This is a genomic window from Mucilaginibacter sediminis, assembly GCF_051903035.1.
Lineage (GTDB): Bacteria > Bacteroidota > Bacteroidia > Sphingobacteriales > Sphingobacteriaceae > Mucilaginibacter.
In genome coordinates this window covers 5,684,994-5,708,574 of the sequence record NZ_CP170602.1, presented here as the reverse complement: position 1 = coordinate 5,708,574, position 23,581 = coordinate 5,684,994, and the positions used below count along the sequence as shown (strand labels likewise).

Genomic DNA, 23,581 nt, shown 5'->3' with positions numbered 1-23,581 from the left:
ATTATAAATCAACTTGTATACCTGCAAGGAAGCTCCTTGTTTTTGGATAGAAATTATTACTATCAACGCCGATAAACTGGCCGCTTGCCTGGTTATCGATGTTCAAATTCAACTCGGGATCAACCCCTTTGTATTTGGTGATAATAAATAAGTTGGTACCAGTAACATACAAACGGATGCCATGTACATAATTACCTGCAACATTAAATTTGTAAGCAAGTGTTGCATTACTTAACCTGATAAACGCGCCACTTTCAAGATAACGTGTTGAATACAAGTTGGCGTTAACATCGGTACCTGGCTCACTCAATGTTAAAGTAGGCACGCCATGTGCCGAAGCCTGGGTTGGCTGGTTAAAGCTGGCCAAAGATGCGTTCATGATTTTGTTACCACCCTGACCTCTGAAAAAGAAATTAAGGCTGAAGTTTTTATACGTAAAATCGTTACCCAAACCAAATGTATAGGTTGGCTGTGCATTACCCGCATAAGTTTGATCGGCACTTGTAGGTGTTGTGGTTGACTGACCGTTGGCACCTAAAAATGTGGATACGCCGTTTGTACGGCCAAGGTATTTCAGCGTATAAAACTCGCCAAGCGGATAGCCGGCTTCAATAATAGATACTTTTATACCGCTTTGTCCGGGTCCTTCAGGATCGCCCACATATATTTTAGAAAGATTTGGGGCGAGTGATGTGATCTTATTTTTGTTGAATGAAATATTGCCGTAGCTGCTCCAGGTAAAGTCTTTTGATTTGATAGGTGTACCATTAAGGGCAATCTCGACACCTTTGTTAGACATGCTGCCTACGTTTTCTACTTTGGTAGATACGAAGTTATTGATCAGTGATACCGGAACGGTAGTGATCATGTCGGTTGTTTTTTTATTGTAGATATCAACCGAGCCACCCAACCTACCTTTTAGTATAGAGAAATCGATACCACCGTTAAGCGTGGCTGTACTTTCCCACTTCAAATCGGGATTGGGGTTTTGTATAACACCTATAGCACCTATGTATGCACCGTTGTAATAAAAACTACCTGTAGTACCGTAAAGCGTTATTGGTGTATAAGGCGAGAAACCTAATGAATTACCTGTTTTACCATATCCAACCCTCAGTTTTAGATCATCAAACAGCGATTGCGATTTCATGAAACCCTCGTCGATCACGCGCCATGCAGCCGATGCAGCCGGGAAATATCCCCAGCGGTTGTTGGTACCAAAAGCGTTTGATCCGTCACGGCGTAATGATGCCTGCAAAAGGTATTTACCCAGGTAACTGTAATTTAGGCGGGAGTAAAATGATATCAGGCGTAAAGTTTCCTGGTTAACACTACCGTAATCAACCCGGTAACCGGCGGCAGGCGTACCTAAGGCCAGGTTACTGTAGCCGGTTGCATCAGAAATGAAGTTTTGATTAGTTGACTGGAAACCGTCACCCTTTGTGGTTTGATCTATTGAATAACCAAACAACGCTTTGAAGGTGTGCTTTTCATTCCAGTTATGTGAGTAAGTTAAATAGTTTTCAAACAGCTTTTTGGTGTCTGTATAAGTCGACCGGATAGCTTTACCGTTAAGGCCGGGAGCAAGCTCCGATGCCGAATTGTAATAGGTATTGTTATCGGTATTTGTTTCCTGGTAAGCTAAGTTAAAATTGTAAAGCAAACCGGCAGGTAATATCAACTCACCGCGCACATTACCCAACAACAAGCTCACTTTTTGTTTGTAGGTATCATTGGTGATAAGCCCAACCGGGTTATAACCCAGTTTTAAAGTAGGGTCGTTATAAAATGTACCATCGGCATTATAAATGGTACGGGTAGGCAAATACTGAACTATTGACTTAAACAATCCGGGGCTTTGACCATTTGCACTTGACAACGGAATATCATTAACCAACAGGTTTGAATTGGTAACCGCATTGCTCAATGAAAAATCCAGTTTCAATTTATCGTTCAGCGCTTTTTGGGTAATATTAAGCCTGCCCGTAATACGTTTTAAACCGCTGCTTTTTACAATACCCTGGTTGTCAAGATAATTTAAGCTTCCGTTGTAAGTAGTTTTATCGGTACCGCCACCAAAAGACAGGTTATGGTTTTGCGAAAAACCAGTGTTGCGTTCAACCGCTTTTTGCCAGTCGGTATTTCCGCCATTATCATTTGCGGGGGTAAAACTTTGCCCGTTAGCTTTTACGTAGGCCCTCAGCTGGTCGGCGCTGGCTACATCAAACTGGTTAGATACTTTTTCAAATGCGCCATAACCATTGTAAGTCATCCTCATCTGCCCGGCTTTGGCTTTTTTGGTAGTTACTATAATTACACCATTGGTAGCCCTGGTTCCGTAAATTGCAGCAGCAGAGGCATCTTTTAGCACATCAATCGAAGCAATATCCGATGGAGCAAGCAAGTTAAAATCGGCTCCGGGTACACCGTCTATCACATAAAATGGTACCGAAGCGTCGCCTGTTCTTATTGATGATGGCCCACGGAGGGTAACAGAAGCTTTTCCATTGGGGTTACCATCATTGGTAATATTTAAACCGGCTACTTTACCTTCCAGCAAGTCGGCAGGACTTGATACCACACCGGCGTTAAATTGCTCGGCCTTAACCGTAGCAATGGCGCTGGTTAGCTCCTTTTTGGTTGTGGTACCGTAACCTACAACTACTACGGTTGATAATGAATTGGCCGAAGGCACCAAAGTAACCTTTAAAACGGTTTGCGACCCCACGGTTATTCTTTGCGTATCAAAACCGATGTAGGAGAATACCAACACCGCATTTTCGTTGGCAACCTGTACCTTAAACTTACCGTCTACATCTGTAACAGCTCCTGTTGAAAGGCCTGCAATTTTTACCGAAACACCTATAAGCGGCAGTCCTTTATCATCAACAACGGTACCTGTAATAATGGTAGGCGGTGGCAATTCCTCTTTTTTCTCTACCGGTGGCTTTGGTGCAGGCTTAACCAATAAGCTGCCTTCAACTTCAGTGTAGGTAAACTGGTTGTCCAGCAAAACCTTCTTTAAAACGGCTTCCAGCTTCTCATTTCGCGCTGTCAGCGTTACTTTAACATCACTTTCTATATTTTTACCGGTGTACATAATCCGTACACCCGTATTTGCCGAAATGCGTTCAAGCGCATCAGAAAGCGGCATTTTTTTCAACTTAAGGGTAACTGGCTTTTCCAGTACGCTTTGTCCGTATGAGTTATCGGCCATAGCAATGGACGATAGCGAGCAGACAACTAATAAAATAATCGCATTAATTTTCATAACGAGTGTTATGGCTCGAAAGAATCTTTCGGGTATGGTTTTTTTCATATTTTTGCTATATTAAAGTGTTATAGGTCAAGCTGGAACGTGCTATGGTTCTTGAGGCCTCCTGCATGCTCCATTAATAAATCTTTGGCATTTTATTCCTCCAAAACTGGCCCGGCCATTTTGGAGGATCATTTTCTCTTTCCCTGGGTTTTAACTCATAGCTTTTATTTAGGTGTCAAACATTATTTGTTTTATACAATTGGTGTTTTAGTTACATCCCTTACCTTTTAAGGTATAGATGCTGCCTTCCTTTTTAAAGCGGGCATTTATAAGTGCTTCTATCAGCTTTAATACTTTTTGCAATGGCATATTGTTAAAATCGGCATACAAAGTGCAGTTGAGCAGATTTTTATCGGCCTTGATCGTTACGTTATATTTGCGCTGAACATCGGCCAGAACATCAGACAATGGTGTATTATGATATTGTAGTTTACCCTCCTGCCAGCTAATTACCGATAAGGCATCGTCAATTTTTTTTGCAACCAGTGTTTCATCAGTCTTGGAATATACCAACTGCATATTAGGTGTAAGCAAAACGGCAGGCTGTTTTGCTTTTGTGTTTAATATCCCCACCTTACCACTTACCACGGTTACTTTAATTGCTTTATCTTCTTTATAAGCTTTAACATTAAAGCTGGTACCTAAAACTGTGGTTGTAATTTTGCCCGAATGGATGATAAATGGCTTAGCGCTATTATGCGCTACTTTAAAAAAAGCTTCGCCTGTAAGGGTCACTTCCCTTGTATTTTGTTTGAACTTATCTGGATAGCTTAACCGGCTGCCCGCATTAAGGCATATGGTAGTGCCATCAGATAAACTAATCAGTTTTATTTCGCCGTTTAGGGCTACCGTCTCCTGGTACTTAACCGGGTCTATCCAATTATCCAATTGTTTTCTGAATAAGTAGCCGGTACAAAAAACAGTGGCAACAGATGCCGCAATGGCCATTTTTACTAATAAACGCCTTATGGGAAACGCCTGTCCAGGCGGTTTAGTTATACGTTGGTGGATGTTTTTTAATATTTGGCTGGATGCCTGATCGCTAAGAGTGAGTTTTTGTTCCAGCACGTCTTTACTGAAACCATCAAGGGCTATAAGATATAACTCCGAGATATCTCCCTTCAGGTATTCGGCAAGCCAGCGCTTGTCGTCCTGGGTCAGGATATCAGTTTTATAAAGCCTTTCTAAACGTTGAACAATGGTTTCCACGAGCAATTTTTATATAAATACGTCGGGAGGTTTAAAACGGGGGGATGGTTTTGTAAATAATTTAAAAAAAAATCAAAAATTACAAATAGTGTCAATTATGTAGTTTGCAGATGCTGTTTTCATAAATCTTGACGGTACTTTTGTTGGCGAAAAAACATTCTGGTGATTACGACAGCAAACTCTTATTCGGTTACAGTTAGCCAATTATCTGTAACTTGTACGAGGCATAGATTGTCTCACCGTTAAACCATACAGCATGAAACGCCTGTCTTTATTTGCTATTATTTTACTTATTCCGATTTTAACAAAGGCCCAAATAGATCGTGCGCGCCTGGACAGCCTGTTTCACTATCTCAGCACAGGTGACCTGGCGATAGGAAGCCTGGCGATCACTCAAAACGGTAAAATGATTTACCAGCGTTCCTTTGGCAAGGATCAGAACCCATCCACTGAATATCGTATCGGCTCGATCACCAAGGTATTCACGGCAATCCTCACTTACCAGTTGATCGATGCCCGTCGTTTAACGCTTTCCGATCGTTTAAGCCTTTTCTTTCCGGGTCTGCCTAATGCGGATAAGGTCACCATCGCCCAACTGCTGGGGCACCGAAGCGGATTAGCGAACTTCACGAATAACACCGATTTTGATACTTGGAAAGACCAGCCTAAAACGCATGCTGAACTGCTGGAAATGATCAGCAGGCAAAAGCCGGATTTTGAACCGGATGCTAAAGCAGATTATAATAATTCCAATTACTTGCTGCTGGGTTACATCGCTGAGAAATTATACGGCCAGCCCTATCAAAACGTAGTGACCAACCAGATCATCCGGCCACTGGGATTAAAGCATACCTATTATGGTGAAAAAGTTGGATTTATGCCTGGCGAAGCGACCTCTTATAAATATTTTGACAGTAACTGGAAGCCCGACCGCGCCGTTTGCCTCGATAACTTTGGCGGAGCGGGCGCACTCATTTCCACGCCGCGGGACCTCTGCAGCTTTATCACCGCACTTTTCAGCGGCAAACTGATTAGTGCCGGCAGCCTGGCGATCATGAAAACCATGCGGGACGGATATGGTAAAGGCCTTTTTCCTTACGGTGATGCGTTAAATCCCGGTTTTGGCCATAACGGCAAGACCGAAGGTTTTGGCAGCTCGATGCAATATTATCCAAAGGAAGGTTTGGCCATTGCATATTGCACAAACGGCGAAGTATTCCCGAAAGCTCGCATCCTCGATCACATTTTTAAAGCCTGCTTCCATATCTCCGATACGCTGGAAACCTTCCAAAGCGTCCAACTCGATAGCACCCGGTTAAGTGCTTTTACTGGCACCTATAGTGCGCCTTCCGGCATGCAGGTTGCTAACCGTTTAGATAAAGGCAAACTGCTGATTTCGGTCAAAGGCAAGGATTTTGAATTGACCGCGATCTCACCAAACGAGTTCTGGAACAAACCTTTCGGCTTTTTCTTTTATTTTGATGATGGCGGCAAGCGGTTATTGCTGCAGGACGTGGATGATGTGTATGAATTGCACCGCCCGTAGCGGGTGGCTGGAATGTCTCATAAAGGTCTATTAAAACAGTACCATTATACGGCATAACTGACAAACAGGTATTTTAAAGTGTAAAATACCCGGTTTTTCGGGCTGTTTTTTTTGAACTTTTAAGTGAAAATCTTCATTTTATTTTTGTGTCAATAAATGTACTTTTTGTGTCAATAAATTGCGCATTTATTGCTGAAAACTACATACTAATTACCTTATTTTTACCTGTTTATGCATAAATAAAGGGCTGTTTTGATATTTAAAAAGAAGCGTGTAAATTTGTACTGTTTGCCCACAAAGAAAAAGAGTTTTGATGCTGTTTTGTACAACATTCACTTTGTGGATTCTGCTTTAATTTGTGAGAGGCAGGCTCTGTTAATTTTGCCTGCCAAACTATATTTCATAGATCGAAATTAATGGTCGATACCAATCCAATAACACGCCAGCAATACGCCGGCGGTTTTCCACTCGGCCTGGTGTTCATGGATATGGTTTTTAACGGCAGCAACCGCATGCCCGAGATATTCTTTAACGGTATGTTTAGATATGTTCAGTTTTTCGGCAGCCTCCTCGTAAGTTTTCCCTTCTAACTTGCAAAGTGTAAAAACTTTTTTACGCTGGGGCGATAACTGGTTAATAGCCTGGTGCAATAAATAATATTGATCGTCAATTAAATGCACGTTGTTATCCTCCTGCTCAAATTCGGCAAAAGGCATCGTATTAACAACCGTAGCTTCCCGCAGCTTTTTACGTAAATATGATATCGATTTGTTAAAACTCAGCACAAAAAGCCAGCCACTTACAGATTGATCGGCATTAATTTCGGCGCGTTTTTCCCATAGTGCAATGAAAATATCCTGTAAAATATCGCAGGAGATATCATCATCCTTAGTGAGTTTGTAAATATTACGATAAATGGCCTGGTGATACTTTTGATAAAGCAGATCAAATGCGCCGATGTCATCATCGTGTAGGCGAAGCACTAAATCTTTATCTGCATCCATATTCATAACAAACGGGTAACTATTTAATCATTAATCAACAAGCAAAAATTATTGTGAAAAGTACAAATATTTATTTACCAACAAATGTGCCCCACACCGGCTTTTTTGATAATCTATTTAATTTTTCAGCAATAACTTCAAAAGCACGATTGCTGCTTTTTTTAAGATGGCCTGTTTTAAGCTTAACCTGTAAAAAGGCATTGCTTTTTACAGGTTAAGCAAACAGGCTAAAATCAAATAAATCAAAAAAACTCGTTGTTATAGGGGTACATTAATTACAATTTAACTGTAGCCGGCAAATATTTGGCAATCAAATCCTCGTAATAAGGCTTTAACTCCGATACTACCGGTGGTTTTGGGCTTTTTGAGTACAGGTCATACGGGTTAAATTTATCAACCCATTTAAACATCTCCTGGTCATGCGCGTTCAGCAAATGATCGTAAGCCTTCTCGCGGTGTTGCGAGTAAAAGGAGTGATAACGGATCATATACAACGCTTCTTCGGGCAAATAATCTTTGGTAATGTGGTACAGATATTCATCGTGCCCCCATGACATGTGCACGTTATCTAACCCGCATTGGTGGGTGTAAACACCATATTTGGTATTATAGCGCTCATCAGTGCTATCAGGGTTGGCCGCAAAAAATTCAGGGTAAACTATCTTATCCGAAAACTTGCACCCCACGGGGAACGAGTCGCCTACTACGTTCCATTGCGGTTCGCCAAAAAGGCAAAGCACCTTGCCCAAATCGTGAATAAAGCCGGTTAGTACAAACCAATCGGGATGACCATCGGCACGAATAGCCTCAGATGTTTGCAGTAAGTGTTGTAACTGATCGAGCGAAATATCCGGGTCGGATTCATCAACCAGCGTATTCAAATATTCCATTGCCGACCACCATGGCATTTCCATTTTATCAAACTGTAAAAAATTAGCCTTTTTTGCTAAAACGTTACCATAGGTTTGGTAGGTATGGTTAAGCCTGTAAAACTCCCTTACCGGGTTGTCTTCGGCATCGTTATAAACCCTAAACTCCTCTTTGGCTTTAGCGGTACCAGGCTCGGGGTATCTGCTTAATACATCATCTTCCCAAACATCCAAACTTGGCAGCGGCGAAATTTCTTTTTCAGTTAACTTTTCCATATCGTAAACCATTCAAACAATTAATTATTAAACATTGGTAAAGCCCTCATCTATTGAACTCTAAATTATACTTATCGCTACCCCCGGAAACTGTGGAGTAAAAACTCCAGCAGGCTGTTCATAAACAGGTAATCCAATAAATAAATTTTAAAATGAGCTGCGCTTAAAGGCACAGTTTAGCTTTATAATGTTTTAAAATTCACTAAAAAAAACATCGGTTTTACATAATTGGGGGTATTTATTTACGTAAACGATTACGTACATCAACCTTTTACCTATTTTGTAAGTACCTTATTTTTAGCGCTTCCGGGCATCAAAATATTTTGCATTACCGATTTAGTAACGCCAAAAAGCGCTATTACGGGTAATGATTTAACCTGCGGTATTTTGAGCGAGTTAAGGGTAAGCCCATCAATATCTTCAAACACGCAGGCAGCCCTAAAATCGCGCCCGGCGCAGCTAAGTGTTACATTTTTAAAGCTTACCCCTGCCGCATGGCGGGCATAAAAACCCCAGGCGGGCAATTCGCCAAACATTGAAAACTCAGGGTAATCACGCGGATTTTCGGGTATCCTGGTCAATGAATCTAAACTTACACGGGCAACAGTTTTACTGGCATCGCCATGATATACTATTTTGATATTCTGCAGGGTTACATTTTGAACAGGATGCCCCGGTAAACCGGCAATTGATGATGGGAAGGGGTTGTGCCTGCCTTTAACTTCGGGCCCTTCCATTGGGTATCCTTTATCGGGTTTTCCTTTGGGCACATCAACAGTTACGTTGCTTATACGGATGCCATTAATCCTGCTTACTACCGTATCTTTATTGCGATGGCCAAGACGTATAAAAATTGCGTTACCTGTATTAACGGCATTAATGTTACTAATGTCAATATCTTCCATCACGCCGCCATCAACACACTCCAGGGCAATTGCCGAGCGGTAGGTATCATAAATTTTAATATCCTTTATGGTAATTTTTTTAAAGCCCCCCCATGAAGCAGTGCCAAATTTAATACCGCTGGCGCTTGAGCGTATGGTACAATTGGCTACATATATATTTTCGCAGCAGCTGTTCCGGCTGCTCGATTTCAGGCAGATGCCATCATCGTCGGCATTAAAAAAACTGTTGGTGAGCTTTACGTTTTTACAATCTACCAGGTCTATGCCGTCATTATTCCAGTAGGTGTTGCTTATTACTTTAATGCTGTCGATAACCATATCGTGGCACTCCCGATAATCCTGTATCCACACCAGGCCATTTTGAATAGTTATACCTTTTACCTGTATACCAGCGCAGTTATAAAAGCCGATTAGCTTGGGGCGGTTGGGTTCTTCGGGTTGGACCTGCCCCCAGGGATTAGTTCTTTGCCACAACGAATCGCGCAATTTCCCGGCCTTCAGCATCGCGAAAAGGTCTTTCAGCAATTCGTCGCCGTTGCCGTCAATTGTTCCTTTACCGGTGATACCAATGTGCTGCTGATCTTTGGCAAATATTAATGGCGAAGCATGCCCTTCGCCATAATCAATCCGTTTTGCGCTCCCCAGCAATACTGCGTTGGCTGCCAGGTTTAGTGTAACGTTTGACTTTAAGTTGATAACCCCCGTTAAAAACTTCCCTGCCGGAACATGCACTATACCGCCGCCTTGTGCGTTTGCATTGTCAATAGCCTTTTGAATGCTTACGGTGTTATTGGTAATACCATCGGCTTTAGCGCCATAATCAGTTATTTTAAAAACTTTTTGCTGCGCATAACCGGCAAAAGGCATTGCAAGCAAAGCCAAAAAAGAAAATATTTTCATGATAAACTATCGATAAAGAAAAATTAAGCAGGTTTATTATCCCTGTGTATGCCACACGACAGGGGTTTATTTTTACATCAGGCACCTAAGTTGTTAAACTTTTACTTTAGTTTGGGGCAACGGCATCCATTTATTTACGTAAACGTTTGCATAAACTCCTTTATATTAGTAAAATTATACCGTTATAAAAAGGTATCCGCAATGGGTAACATTAATTTAAAAGAACTCGCTTTAGCGCTAAATTTATCAACCGCCACAGTATCAAGGGCGCTGCGGGACAGTCATGAAATAAGCCCCGAAACCAAAAAGAAGGTTTTGGAACTGGCTAAACAATTAAACTATGAGCCCAACCCGGCCGCCAGTAATTTAAGGAGCCACAAAACAAAAACCATTGCCGTAATTATTCCTGAAGTAACCAATAATTTTTTTTCGCAGGCCATCAATGGCATCGAAGAAATAGCACGCCAGCATGAATACCATGTTTTAATATACCAAACGCACGAAAACAGCGATTTGGAAATGGCCTTTATGCGCCGTTTGCTGAGTGGACGCGTTGACGGCATCCTTATTTCGGTAGCGAGTGAAACCAATAACGATCAAAATTTTAAGGATATTATTAACCAGCTGCCGGTTGTTTTTTTTGACAGGGTAAATGAAGATATAGACGCCGTAAAGGTAACTACAGATGATTACGAAAGCACTTATAGCGCTACCTGCCATTTAATTGAACGCGGGTGCAGGAAAATTGCCTACCTTATGGCCTTAAATAACCTATCTACAGGAAAAAAACGGTTTGCAGGATATTGCGCAGCGTTAAACGACAACCATATTGCCAAAAACGATGCATTAATTGTACATGACACCAACAATGAAGATGAAAACTATCAGCTGATAAAAAAACTGCTCGCTAACGAAAAACCCGACGGCATTATTACCTCCATTGAAAATCTGGCCCTGCCATGTTATTACGCCTGTAAGGATCTTAACCTGAATATCCCGCGGGACATTAAAATAATAAGCTTTTCGAACCTCAAAACCGCGCCGCTTTTAAACCCCTCACTCAGCACAATTACACAGCCAGCTTTTGAGATGGGCAAAGAAGCCGCAAACATCCTTTTTAAAATATTGAACAAAAAGTATTTTGAACCGAACGAAACGCTGGTACTTAAATCAACCATAATAAAAAGGGAATCGACGGGGTTTTAACGATTCTGATCAGGTTTTTCTTTCTTTACTATCTCCGACACTTCACCGGCTGTTAAAGCCGCTTTAAACACTTTTACCTTATCCATATATCCGTGAAAAATTCTTTCAGACGGAAATTCTTCATTCCTGCCTAAAGTCCATTTGTTGGTTACCGATAGGTTTGCGGTGGTTTCCATCACGGTGGTCCCCGCCAATACACCATCGATGTACAGGTAGAGTGTTTTACCTGTACACACCCCGGCAATGTGGTGCCAATGGTTATTCCAGTTGGCGGGCAGGTTAACGGTACAATCGCCACGACCCCAGCCGCCTGCAAAAAAAGTAAGCGTTTGGTGATCAGTTACCTGCAAAACATGGCTATCGCCTTTGGTTATCATATCCACCAATCCTTTTTCGTTCCCGGTGGGGTATACCCAGCCCATCATGGTGATGGTTTCGCCCATATTATCAAGGGCGGGAGTGCTGGGAACCTCAACAAAAGTGTGCTCATTAAACCCGAGCCTGCCGCTGTTTTTTGTATTTTGGGTGATAACTATTTGCCCGTTATTTTGAAACCCGGAGTTGTCTTTTACTGAACTATTAGCGGAATAATCTATGGGAGAAAGATCAAGCAAAAGTGATTCTGTGTTGTCCTGGTACACCTTGTAAACCACCTTTTGATCACCTGCCAATATCCTTTGGAACCCTTTTGAAGCACCCGGCAGTACATGCCCGATCACCTTTTTTTCGCCGGGTTCCAAAACAACGGTATCGGTAAAAATTAAGGTGTCGTTTTTTGTTATGGGGATGTTAAAAGTCTGCTTTATGCCTCCAATATTTTGGACAACATAAGCGAGGCGCTGCGGCTCATTAACTTTAAGCATTGCGGTAGCGGCAAGGTCTGTAATTTTAAAGGGATGCACCGGCGGATTTGGCGACAGTTTTACGTCAACCACAACCGGAGGCAGCCCCTCCAATTTAAGCTCCGTTTTCCTGATGGGATAAAGCCGGCATACCAGCGAATCTTTTTGAGTACCACCCGAAACTACCATACAGTTTTTGCGAGCATATGGTTTGCCATTTACCAATAGCGTAACAGTTTTAACCCCGGTAGCTCCCGCGTTGCTGATTGAAAAATGAACGGTAAAAGGTTCATCGGGCGCGATGCTGTTTTTTGAAACGGACCAATTCAACATTTTAAAACCAGGGCTTTGTTTTGTTTCGGATAACTCAACAGGGTTGTTATCCTTTGGCCAATTGCCCGCCTTATGCGTTAAATCAAAACCCATTGAACCGCCTGCCGTTAATACTGAATGCGGCAGGGTTAGCTGTTGCCAGGGTTTACCGTTAACGGTTAAGGCCTTTATATAGCCGTCCTTAATTGATGCCGCTTTATTATTTATGCTAAACCGTTTTCCGTTTGGCAGATGCAGTGTAACCGATTTAAACAAGGGCGTGCCGATAGCGTAGTAAGGCCTGCCGGGGCAAACGGGGTAAATACCCATGGCACTAAAAATATACCAGCTGGAGGTTGAGCCCAGGTCGTCATTACCGGGTAAGCCGCCGGGGCTGTTGCTAAAACGATGCAGCATAATTTGCCTTAACCATTTTTGGGTTAAAGCCGGTTTACCTGCCTGATTAAAAAGGTAAGGCAAATGGAACACAGTCTCGTTATCAAACAGGATCACATTGTTGCTAAGCGCCGAATCAAGCCGGCGGGCAAATTGGTCGGTGCCGCCCGTGAGGTTAATAAGATCGTTAATGTTTTGGGGCACGAAGTAGGAATACACCCACTTATCCCCCTCTTTATAACCCGACATGCCCGGCTGTAATTTAAATTCATCATCGTTGCGGGGCAATAGTAATAGTTGATCGTTATTTAAAAGATTGCGGTAGCTGTAGCCGCGGTTTGCCAAAAGCCGGTAGTCTTCGTCACTATGAACAACATTTTTGGCAAATTGCGATAAAGCCCAATCGTCATAAGCATACTCAACCGTGCGGGTAACCGACTCGGACCGGGTAAAGGGGATATAACCTTTTTGATTAAAGATCTCCATGTCGGGCTGGATAAACGGCGGCTCCAGTACACTTTTTTTCATGGCGGTATAAGCCAACTGTTTATCAAAACCGGTAATCCCTTTCAGGTAGCTATCCACAATAATGGGTATAGCATGGTTACCCGTCATCGATTCGGTTGGCAGGTGACCGGTTTGTTTGTAAATATCCAGCATAGATAAAATTACATCCTGCTGCTTATCCGGGTAAAGCAGGGTAAGCAAGGGGTGCAGGGAGCGGAAAGTATCCCAGGGTGAGAAGGCCCCATATTGGTGATTGCCTGTTTTTTGGTGAATTTTATCATCTGCCCCCCGGTAACGGCCATCCACATCGTCGATAACCCAGGGGATTAAAAGCGAATGATACAGGGCGGTATAAAAAACGGTTTTATTTGCATAGTTGCTGTCGGTTACTTCAACAACGGCCAGTTTTTTCTGCCACTCATCAGCAGTAAGTTTACGCAGCTGATCAAAAGACGATGTACCAATTTCCGTATCGATATTTTTTTGGGCACTTGCGTAACCAACGGCCGAAGCGCTTAGTTTAAGCCCAATAGTTTTAGTGCCATTTACCGCAGCTGCAAAACTGAATACCCAACCGCCTTTAACCTGCTTTTTTGAGGTAAACGCTTCGGTAAAGTTGATGACCATATTACCGTTTGCCGCATGCAATATTTTGGAAGATATGACTCTGATCTCGCCGGCTTCGCCGATAAATAACTGAGGTGATGAACCGGCAGCAAACGTAAAGCGGAACATGCCCGTACGGGTTGTAGCTGTTGCCTCGGTGGTGCTGTGGTCGTCATCAAACATCACCTTGTAGTAGCCGGGAGTTGCGGATTCGTGATTATGCGAAAACTTTCGGCTGTATTTCTGCGGCTCAAACTCACCTGCCGTGTTAATGGGCATCACATAAAACCTGCCGGCTGAGCCCTCTGGAAAGCCGCTCATATGACCGAAGCAGCTGAAATAACAAATGGAACTATCCCCATAGTTATAGCCCTTCCCAAACCTGGTTTCGGGACTTAACTGCATGAAACCCGATGGCGCAACAGCGCCGGGATAAGTGCCTCCTTCGCTGCCCCATTTGGTGAGCACATTGCTTTGGGCAGTGCCGATGAAAGGGTTTACGTATGGAAGATGGTTTGCTTGTTGGGCCTGGGCGGTTTGGGTTAGAAGGACGGTTAAAACGGCGGTTAAAGAAAAAAATAACTTAAAAAAATGTTTTGAGTTAAACAAACTAACCGTCATTGCGAGGTACGAAGCAATCCCCGACATGCTAAGCGGACTTGCAGGCCCACCCTGAATAGTTCGGGATTGCTTCGTACCTCGCAATGACGGTTGAAAATGTGATTTATAGGAATATCCCAGACTTACGAAGTTTTTAAAACTTCGTAAGTCTTTCGCCGGTTTGCCATTTGTCCCCTCATAGTTCCCAGCCTCAATTGCTTGAAGTAACGGCTGGATAGACATTTTATCTCCGTATAATACCATTCTCCAATAAGATCCTAATGCTTTTAACATTATCATATTTTAATATATATCTTCCTCTTATCCAATACATAAGCCACCAGCCAGCACAGCATCATGTAGCAAATGGCAAATACCAATGTGCCCAGTGCGCCGGGGAACACCCGCTGGTAAAATACCTGGTTTATCCAATCGTAAAAACTCAGTTTGGGGGCTACCCATATGGTTTGAAAAACGGTAAGCAGCAATTCAGATAGCAGGTAGATGGCTAATGAATTACGCCCCAGGATGAGGAAAAAGTTGGTGCCGCGTTTTACTTTTTCTATTTCGATAACAAATATCAGCAGGCCCAATATGGCCAGGTCGATACCGATGGTGAGGAGCGAAAAGGTGCTTGTCCACAGTTTTTTGGCTATCGGGAAAAACTGGCCAAGGAACAAAGCCGATACAATAAGCAACCCGCCAAACATCATGAGCTTGGCCACGGTTTCGTAAGTTTTACCTTTACGCTGGATGAACGCGCCCGCTAAAAAACCGCCTATCACATTTACTATCCCGGTTAATGTGCTCAACAAGCCCTCGGGGTCAAAAGCTATGGGGCCGCCTTTGTCGTGGTATAAATGATCGTTGCCCAACAACACAATATCCAGTTTAGTACCCGCATTGCCCAACATGGTATATTCTTTTCCTGCCTCGCCAAATAGCATTAAAAACAGCCAGTAGCCAATAAGCAGTAAACCCGATATGATAACCGCTGTTTTTTGAGAGCAATAGTGAACAATCAAAGCGCCAAAAAAGTAACATAAGGCTATTCGCTGCAACACGCCCATAATGCGGGTATGGCTTAGCGGGTTAAAAGCCCAGCCATCGGCAACGCGATGGAAGAACGGGAACCAGTACATGAGGTAGCCCAATAAAAAGATGATAACCGTACGCTTAAATATTTTGCTTATAAAGGCGGCATCCGATTCAAACTTCTTTTTAGAGAAGCTTAAGGCATTACCCACCGCAAACAGGAACGACGGAAAAACAAGGTCGGTTGGTGTGAAACCTATCCATGGGGCGTGGTCGAGCGGTGTCCATACATCCGCGCCCGAACCGGGGGCATTTACAATGATCATGAAACAGATGGTCATCCCCCTAAAAATATCTAATGCGGTAAACCTTTCAGTACTTATTGCCATGTTGTATTGATTATTTATTGACTATATGCTATTTTGCTATTTGGTTCAAACGGCCCGGTGCAGTGGGTTCCCCTCTCGAGAGGGGCAGGGGTGTGTTATCGCGCGTTCAAACACACCCCTGCCATTACACCATTCCTGCCCGCCCCCTCTCAAGAGTGGAATTTAAAACCAAATAACGAATACTCATTGATTATTTAATATCTGTATTTATTTGTATTATAGTGCGGCCTGCTTCCTGTTCGGCCACAATCATTGTATCACCGGGTTGTTTTCCATCTTCATCATAAATCACCAATTGATTCGGGCCTGTTTTTAGCCAGCATTCGGGGATGTATAAACTGGTAATGGATATCTTCTCCGGGTACCGCCCAATGTTATGCCCGTTAACCCATACCGAGCCATGCCCCAGCCCTTTTGGCTCAAACCGCCAGATAAAGGTCTTTCCTTTTGCCCGTGGTACGGTAAAGGCTGACCGGTAAAACGCAGGGGCATTGGTTTTAACCTTGCCGGTAAATTTTTGCCAGCCTTTTACAGCCAGCGCATCGCCGGGGCCGCCTTTCATTTTCCAGCCGGTTACGGCCGGCGCGTCGCCAATGGCATCAATTTTTACAGGCTGATCAATGCCGCCCTCGTTAGAGTAGTTTTCTATAAACACAGCAAGCCGGATAGGTGCTTTTAAAGCAGATGCATCTGCAATATCAACTTCAAAAGGCTGGTTCCAGCCATCGTGTTTAAATACCTGTTTGCCATTAATAAATACCGTAGCATTTTCGTCCACACTTTTAAACTGCAGGGTGATTTTTGATGTGCCTGCGGGCTGTTGTGGTATAATTGTAGTAAACCAGCCGTACCCTTCCTTTAAATTAAAAACATCGGTGTTTATTTTATACGGTTTAAATATAGTGGTATCAAACGCCGGTGGCCCTTGTTTAACATCGCTTATTTTATTGGCCCTGGCAAAATACCAGTTGCTTAACTCGCTGATAAACGGACCTCCTTTTTTGATGAGCGCCACACCAAACACACCTTTACTGTCCACCTCATCGATCGGCCCAAGATAAGCTGCCAGTTTGTCCCTACCATCATGCGCCGCAAAAATAGCAAGGGTATGTTTACCTTTTTTCAGATCGAGTGTTAGCTCCCCATCATTCAGTTTCCATTTAGCAGCAGGCTTACCGTCAACAAAAGCCTGCCCTCTGCCGCCACCTTTTACCTGCAAGGTGTATTTACCTGCAACCGGGGTTATGAGTGTAGTACGGTACCAGGCATCGGCAGTTACATCGCCGTCGGCTCCCATCGGTACAGGCTTCTTTGAGGATAGCCATTTATCCGCGTTATAATTTACGGCAGACGCACCCGATGCATTTTTAAATTCCCAATTGCTGAGTGCTATTGTTTTGGGTTGATTGACTGTTGTTGATGGAATCTGGTTTAAAAGCACCGTTTTTTGAGCCGTGTAAATCCAAACCGGGTCTTTTTTATCTTTTAATAATGGCTGCTCTATATCAGCGGAAAAAGGCTGATCATTAATATCAATTTTTCCTACATAATCCGCACCACATATAATGTAGGGGGTATTGTGCGGTTTATCGATATAGGTTTTATCTGTTAGCTGCCTGTTCATGGCCAGCACACGGATGGTTTGCGTACCGGCTTTAAAGCTATACGCTAATGGCTGGGTAATGGAGGGCATAGTTAGGTTGATGCTTACATTTTCGCCATTGATTTTTACATTTGGGTTTTCTGTTGATGCCTTGCCCTGGGTTTTAAAATATAAAGACAAGGGCGATCCGACTTCGGCATCCGTAATAACCGTAGTGGTATTACCCTGTCTTACAATGGCAAACACCCTTGTCAGCGCCCAATTGAGGGTAGCCTCATCTGTCAGTTTATAGTTATGGACTAAGGGATATATCTCGCCGGGCAAAACGCTTACCTTTTTATCAGTCAGGTTTTTATCAGCAATATCCAATGATGTGGTTATGGGTTGCTGTCCCGTGTTATCCAAAAATATAATCGCACCGGCTGGGCTTCTACGTGCGCTCACTTTTAAGGCAGGTTCCGAAACTATATTGCTGTAAGCGTCACTGTTGTTTACACTATTTTCCAGCACCTCTTCAAAACTACGGCTAAACCAGGCAGCCCGTTTAAAGGCATAGTATATTGGCCTTAAATCGCCTGCCTGGCCAATAGCTGCGCCGTAATCGTATGATGCCGCGTCTTCGTCGTTATTAGTGTACCCAAAGTTCGATCCGCCGTGTGCCATGTAATAGTTATACCCATTGCCGCCGTTGGCGATGATTTTCCAGGTGCGCCTGTCGTAAAGCTGGTCGTCGCCCGGTTTGGCGCCGTATTGCGAATACCATACGCTCCAAAACTCGGTAGAAAACCATGGGTTTGGTCGCGCAGCGTCATCCAGCTTGCCATCGCCTGCCGGATCGCTGGCGTGGTGCAGGCCGCTAAAAAAGTAAGGCACCTGCAGGCCCATACTCAGCGCCTTGGTTTGCAAATGTTTAAAATAGCCATCGGGCATCACGGTACCCCATCCTTTGGGATGCTCATTCTCCAACTGCACCAGTATTACCGGCCCCCCTTTGTTTACCTGGTTATTCATCACGATAGGTAAAAGGTGATCAAAAAACCTGTCGACATATTTTTCAAACAAGGGATTATCTTCCCGAACACTCAGGCCCTTTTTAAACTTAAGCCAGATGGGGTAGCCGCCATTATCCCATTCGGCACAGTAATACGGGCCAACGCGTACAATGGCGTACATGCCTAAGTCGTTAACTTGTTTTAAAAATAGGTTCAGATCGCGGTCGCCGGTAAAATCAAATTTGCCTTCCTGGGCTTCATGAAAGTTCCAGATGGTGTAAATTTCAATACAATTAAATCCCGCACGTTTAATACGCAGCAACCTATCGTGCCAAAGTTGGTGAGGGATACGGGCATACTCTAACCCAGCTGATACAATGAACGTACGTTTACCATTTACTAAAAAACCTTTACTATCAAAATTGATATAGGGTTTAGCCGCTGCAGATGGCGGGAAAATGTGATCGTTGCTATCCTGACCGCGAGCAGTGGTAATGGTTACTGATAGTAAGATAGCTAAAAGGATGTGATGTTTCATCATAGTTACGAAAACCTGATTGTTGTTATAAATTATAAAACAACCATGTCATTTCGACGAAGGAGAAATCTTATACGAGCCGCATTCTATATGCATATTCGGTTTACAGGGCTTATAAGATTTCTCCTCGTTCCTCGTTCGAAATGACACGGAGATATTTTTTCCGATGACAGTGACCCAACAGTCATTATTATTGATACGCCCGGCTTTGAACGCAGGCGACGACTCACCCCGGCTACGCTGCGCTGGCCGACCCTCTCTCCGGCTAAAGCCGCAAAGAGGGTGAAGCTCATTTTTATTTTCTTACCTTTTTCTTTTTTAGCCCCTCTATGCGACGCAGTCGGAGAGAGGGGCAGAACGAGCGTAGCGATGTTCGGGGTGAGTCGTCGCCGCCTGCAACATACGTCATTCTTTTCCCGATGCCTGTGTCCCCACAGGCATCTTCACCGACACGCTCGGCTTTGAACACTGGCTAAGACTCACCCGGCGAGGCTGCGCCCGCCACCCTCTCTTCGGCTTCGCCGGAAAGAGGGGTTTGAAAATTTATTATATTATTTATTTATTTTCTAATGTATTGGTATTAGCGTTCAAGTTCCTCTTTCCACCGCAGGTGAAGAGAGGTGGCGGGCGCAGCCTCGCCGGGTGAGTCTTGGCCGCCATGCGATAGTCGTCACTTTTCCTTCCTAATCAATGGATTTTACCACTCATTATGACAGATGGAAAATAACCTACTTTATCAATACGTCGCCTGCAACACCAAACTATTATACTTTGCAAACAGCGCCTTCGCCTTTTGTACCCCGTCGCCTTTAGCAACATCGGTATAGGCGTTATCGTGTTTGTTTACCCATTGCCATTCCCAGTTTTTTACCTGGGCGTCAAATGCTTTGGCATCAAAGGCGGCGCCTGTGGCCATGGCTTTGTTTAGCTGGCTAAAGTATAGTTCCCAGCGTTGTTTGTAATAGCCTTTTATTAAGCCCGCCCATTGCCTGTTGGAGTATTCGCTCAATCCGCTTTCTTTATCGCCCCAAAGGGTTACCAGGTCGCGGGAGTTTAGTTCATACAAATTCTTTTCTTTTTCGGTGATGCCGTTGGCCCTGGCCTCGTTAATCCATTTGCCCAATAAAAAATCTTTGCGGGTACTCAGCAAATCGTCCATGTCATCCATCAGCTGTAAAAAGGCGGTGCTGTATTGTTTAAAGGCTTCCTTATCGCCGCTTTTATAGGCCGATGCCATTTTTTGCTGCAATGGCGACGCATAGTTGGCCAGCACCTGCCGGGTTACGTCAATTACATCGTATTGATAGCCGTCGCTTTGTTTCAGGCTATCGGCGGCATTTACCAATAGCTCCCAGGCTTTGGCCAGCTTTAGGGGATCATAGCTCAGCTTGGTTAAAACCCTATCGATAGTTTTCTGCATCGTTGGCCTGGCCACAATGATTGATTCGGGGCCGCCCTCGCTCAGGCCGCTGCTGTAAACCGTGTTCAGTAATATATGCCATGCTTCGGATGCATTGGCATTTGTTTGCCCGTAGCGCCTGTGGGCATAATTATTTACCCAGGCATCGGCATCAATAGGGGTATCGCGCCATACATTCTCCAGCATCAGGGCAAACAGGGCCGGGTTTTGCTCAATGCCTTCAGGGGTTATGCCTATGCCTACCATGTTTTTTGATTCAGGATCATGCAGGGCGATGGCCGGATCAGCAGCTACGTGGCGCATGCGGCCAAACAGGCTGATGTTGCCGCCAAAATTTTGCAGCATACTCCAAATCCAGGGCTTGCCGTAGTAAGCTTCGGTACGATTCCATACCGGGTGCGAATCGCTGTACAAATCAAGTACAATCATCTGGTCGTTAGGTACCGCGTTCAGCAAGGCTTTTATTTGTTGCGGCTGCCAGAATTTATTGTTGTAATGAAACATCCAGCCCTGCATTACCCAAACCGCTTTTGGGTCGGCGGCAGTCATGGAGCGGAATACTTTTTTGCTCATGCCATCCAGGTAGGTTGAATCATTGGTGGGTGGTACATTCTCGTTAAAAGTATCGGCCGAGTATAAATGGTCGGTACCAAACTCCTTGTTTTGAGCTTCGATATATTTTTTGCCGATGGTTTCAAAAAGTTCATCATCAGGATCAAGAATGAATACATCAGGAAAGCCTGCATCCCAGTTTGTTCTTTTTACTTTGGCTTTCGGGAACCTGTCTTTAAACGACGGCGGTACGTGGCCGGTAAATGACGACAATACAGGTTTCATGCCGAATGAACGTTCGCGCTCCAGGATCTTTTTTTGCAGTGCCCTGTGGCTATCCATCCAATGCTGTGGCAGCGGGCCGCCCCAGGCATCAATGTTGCCCATCCAAAACCAGGAAAAATAGGCCGGCCCGCAAAAAAATGCGTCCAGTTCTTTATCGGTAAAGCCCATGCTTTTGTATACATCCTGCCAAATGGCTTCTTCGCCGGTAATGGCCAAAGGCATGTTGATACCGTTGAGCGCCATCCAGTCAATTTCTTTTTGCCAGCGGGCCCAGTCCCACCAGGCCATGGTATAATTAAATGTGCAGTAGTTAAGATAATAGCGGTATTGATACGGCGTGGTTTTATGAATTTTGGCGGTTACCCCGGGCAGGTTTGCAGGCAGGTTTAAATTAGTACCATTCCAGCCTATATCGCAAAAGCAGTAGGTTTTAAGGTAATAATTTAAAGCTGCAGCTACAGATAGCCCATTGTTACCACGTAAAACTATTTTACCATCGCGGCTATCCAGCTCAAACGCATCTTTATTGTTATCTGCCGTTATTGGCTCAACCAGGAACGCGCCTGATTTGCCGGGGATGATACGTTCAATAAACTCATACGATGCTTTCTGATCAACCTGGGCATAGGTGTTTAAGCTAAAAACGGTAACAATAAGTATCAATAAACCTTTTTTCATTATTTAAGCTGGTTCTGTTTGTTTGGGTTTTTATAGAATAAAAATGCCGGTGACCAACACAAATTGACTTAACAAATTATTGCTGGCTACCGGCATTTAATAGATCATTTTACTTAAAAGTTTGGATTTTGTACTAAAACGCCTTTACTCTTATCAATTTCTACCTGCGGCAGCGGGAAATAATAATTTTTAGGGCGAACAAAAGTCACTGTTTTCGACTGGTCGATAGGTGCTTTTGATACCGCTTTGTTGTATATGGCGGCTATATCAACAATGTTTTTCTTGTCCCAACGCATTAAATCCTGATGGCGCTCGCCTTCACCGGCAAGTTCAACACGGCGCTCATGTATTAACTGTGTCATACCTGCACCTACAACAGGTGGCAACAATGGCGAAGCCCGGTGCCTTATCTGGTTTATCAGCACATCGCCCGCGCCGGCACCTTGTGTACGTATAAGAGCTTCGGCTACCAGCAGGTAAATATCGGCCGACCGCATTAAAGGTACAGCAAAACTATGATCAACACCGCCACCATCGGCGAACGTGTTAAATACTGCGTATTTTTTAAATGCGAACCCGGTTGCCGACAGATCAGCGGTAAAGGTAGTTAAGCCTTTGCCATCACCAAGATCAACTTTGTCGCCAACACTTAATACAGTTGCAGCTTTACGTGGATCATTAGCTTCAAACTCATTTACCAATCCCTGTAACGGCTGGCTAAAGCCGTAACCGCCCCATGGCCTTGGGATATAGTAAACCGTAAAATCATTTGGTAACACGTTTTGTACCGCCTGGATAGAAAAAAGCATTTCGGTGCTGGTTTCATTTGCACGGGTGAAGTTATCGGTGTAATTGGGAGCCAATGCGTAATGCGAATTGGATATTACCTTTTGCCCGGTTGCAATAGCCTCGGGAAGTTTTTCCCAGTTCATGTAAAGCTTGGTTAAAAGCCCCAATGCTGTGCCTTTACTTACCCGGCCGAGATTTGAAGCATCGTAACTTTCCGGCAGCAGGTCAACAGCTTTCAGCAAATCGCTTTCTATTTGTTTACGAACTTCTTCAATCGGCGATTTGGGAACGTTAAATAATTGTTTCGAGTAATCATCCTCTGTGATAATTGGTACATCGCCATGAATTAACATTCCGCGCCAGTAGCCAAACGCTCTTAAAAAATAAGCCTCGCCCATGCTGCGATTTTTAATATCGGCAGATATAGCGGTGATTTTAGGGATATTGATAATGCAATTGGTAGCGCGGTTTATTTCTTCGTAGCGCCATTTCCAGGGGTACCTGATAGCCGCGTTTGAAGCATCGTAAGTTAAATTTTCAATGCCTTCATCTTCGCCGTGGTCGCCCGAGCGCCAGTAATCGTCAGATGGTACATCAAATGTACATTCGGCATGGCCAATATAATCTTCTTCAGGTAAAATGCTGTATATCCCATTAATGGCGGTAACGGCATCTGTTTCATTTCTGAAATAATTATCAGAGGTATAAACCCCCTGCTGCTTTAAATCGAGTGCTTTTTTACAGCTGCTGTTAAATAAAGCCAGTGCTATTGCTATATATAATATTTTGTTCGATTTCATGAT

The 23,581-nt window shown here is 43.8% G+C and carries 12 protein-coding genes; 2 read left to right on the top strand and 10 right to left on the bottom strand.

Features of this window, described 5'->3' with window-relative positions; all coding sequences use genetic code 11:
- Position 1: 1 nt before the first annotated feature.
- Entirely contained in the window at positions 2 to 3,319 is a 3,318-nt protein-coding gene (locus tag ACFGVS_RS23585) for a SusC/RagA family TonB-linked outer membrane protein (RefSeq protein WP_090641967.1), read from the bottom strand.
- Positions 3,320 to 3,526: 207 nt separating this feature from the next.
- Positions 3,527 to 4,528, bottom strand: a complete 1,002-nt coding sequence (locus tag ACFGVS_RS23580; protein ID WP_439695819.1) for a FecR family protein — start codon at positions 4,526 to 4,528, stop codon at positions 3,527 to 3,529.
- Between the two features lie 256 nt (positions 4,529 to 4,784).
- Between ACFGVS_RS23580 and ACFGVS_RS23575 the strand changes: the two genes are divergently transcribed.
- Positions 4,785 to 6,074 (top strand): serine hydrolase domain-containing protein, encoded by a 1,290-nt coding sequence (locus ACFGVS_RS23575; RefSeq protein WP_439695818.1) that lies wholly within the window; start codon positions 4,785 to 4,787, stop codon positions 6,072 to 6,074.
- 413 nt (positions 6,075 to 6,487) lie between these two features.
- Here ACFGVS_RS23575 and ACFGVS_RS23570 read toward each other — a convergent pair whose 3' ends face one another.
- The 3 genes from ACFGVS_RS23570 to ACFGVS_RS23560 form a co-directional block, all read right to left on the bottom strand.
- Complete coding sequence (locus ACFGVS_RS23570) at positions 6,488 to 7,084, bottom strand: RNA polymerase sigma factor (protein WP_439695817.1); 597 nt, start codon at positions 7,082 to 7,084, stop codon at positions 6,488 to 6,490.
- Between the two features lie 269 nt (positions 7,085 to 7,353).
- Positions 7,354 to 8,223 carry an inositol oxygenase family protein gene (locus tag ACFGVS_RS23565; RefSeq protein ID WP_090643896.1) on the bottom strand — a complete coding sequence of 290 codons (870 nt, stop codon included), beginning with the start codon at positions 8,221 to 8,223 and terminating at the stop codon, positions 7,354 to 7,356.
- 275 nt (positions 8,224 to 8,498) lie between these two features.
- The gene (locus tag ACFGVS_RS23560) at positions 8,499 to 10,028 is read right to left on the bottom strand and encodes a glycoside hydrolase family 28 protein (RefSeq protein WP_439695816.1); all 1,530 of its coding nucleotides are present in this window, start codon (positions 10,026 to 10,028) and stop codon (positions 8,499 to 8,501) included.
- 201 nt (positions 10,029 to 10,229) lie between these two features.
- Between ACFGVS_RS23560 and ACFGVS_RS23555 the strand changes: the two genes are divergently transcribed.
- A complete protein-coding gene (locus ACFGVS_RS23555; RefSeq protein WP_439695815.1) occupies positions 10,230 to 11,234 on the top strand; it encodes a LacI family DNA-binding transcriptional regulator in 1,005 nt (334 codons plus the stop codon).
- On the opposite strand, the gene ACFGVS_RS23550 is transcribed toward ACFGVS_RS23555, so the two are convergent.
- From ACFGVS_RS23550 to ACFGVS_RS23530, 5 genes are all read right to left on the bottom strand, one after another.
- Positions 11,231 to 14,545 carry a GH92 family glycosyl hydrolase gene (locus tag ACFGVS_RS23550; protein WP_439695814.1) on the bottom strand — a complete coding sequence of 1,105 codons (3,315 nt, stop codon included), beginning with the start codon at positions 14,543 to 14,545 and terminating at the stop codon, positions 11,231 to 11,233. The genes ACFGVS_RS23555 and ACFGVS_RS23550 overlap by 4 nt on opposite strands.
- 248 nt (positions 14,546 to 14,793) lie before the next feature.
- Positions 14,794 to 15,921 (bottom strand): acyltransferase family protein, encoded by a 1,128-nt coding sequence (locus ACFGVS_RS23545; protein ID WP_439695813.1) that lies wholly within the window; start codon positions 15,919 to 15,921, stop codon positions 14,794 to 14,796.
- Between the two features lie 190 nt (positions 15,922 to 16,111).
- A complete protein-coding gene (locus tag ACFGVS_RS23540; RefSeq protein ID WP_439695812.1) occupies positions 16,112 to 19,057 on the bottom strand; it encodes a beta-galactosidase in 2,946 nt (981 codons plus the stop codon).
- Positions 19,058 to 19,790: 733 nt separating this feature from the next.
- On the bottom strand, positions 19,791 to 21,989 hold the full coding sequence (locus tag ACFGVS_RS23535) for an alpha-N-acetylglucosaminidase (protein ID WP_439695811.1): 2,199 nt from the start codon (positions 21,987 to 21,989) through the stop codon (positions 19,791 to 19,793).
- A gap of 113 nt (positions 21,990 to 22,102) precedes the next feature.
- Positions 22,103 to 23,578, bottom strand: coding sequence for a RagB/SusD family nutrient uptake outer membrane protein (locus tag ACFGVS_RS23530; RefSeq protein WP_439695810.1), 1,476 nt, complete (start codon positions 23,576 to 23,578; stop codon positions 22,103 to 22,105).
- Between the last annotated feature and the right edge of the window lie 3 nt (positions 23,579 to 23,581).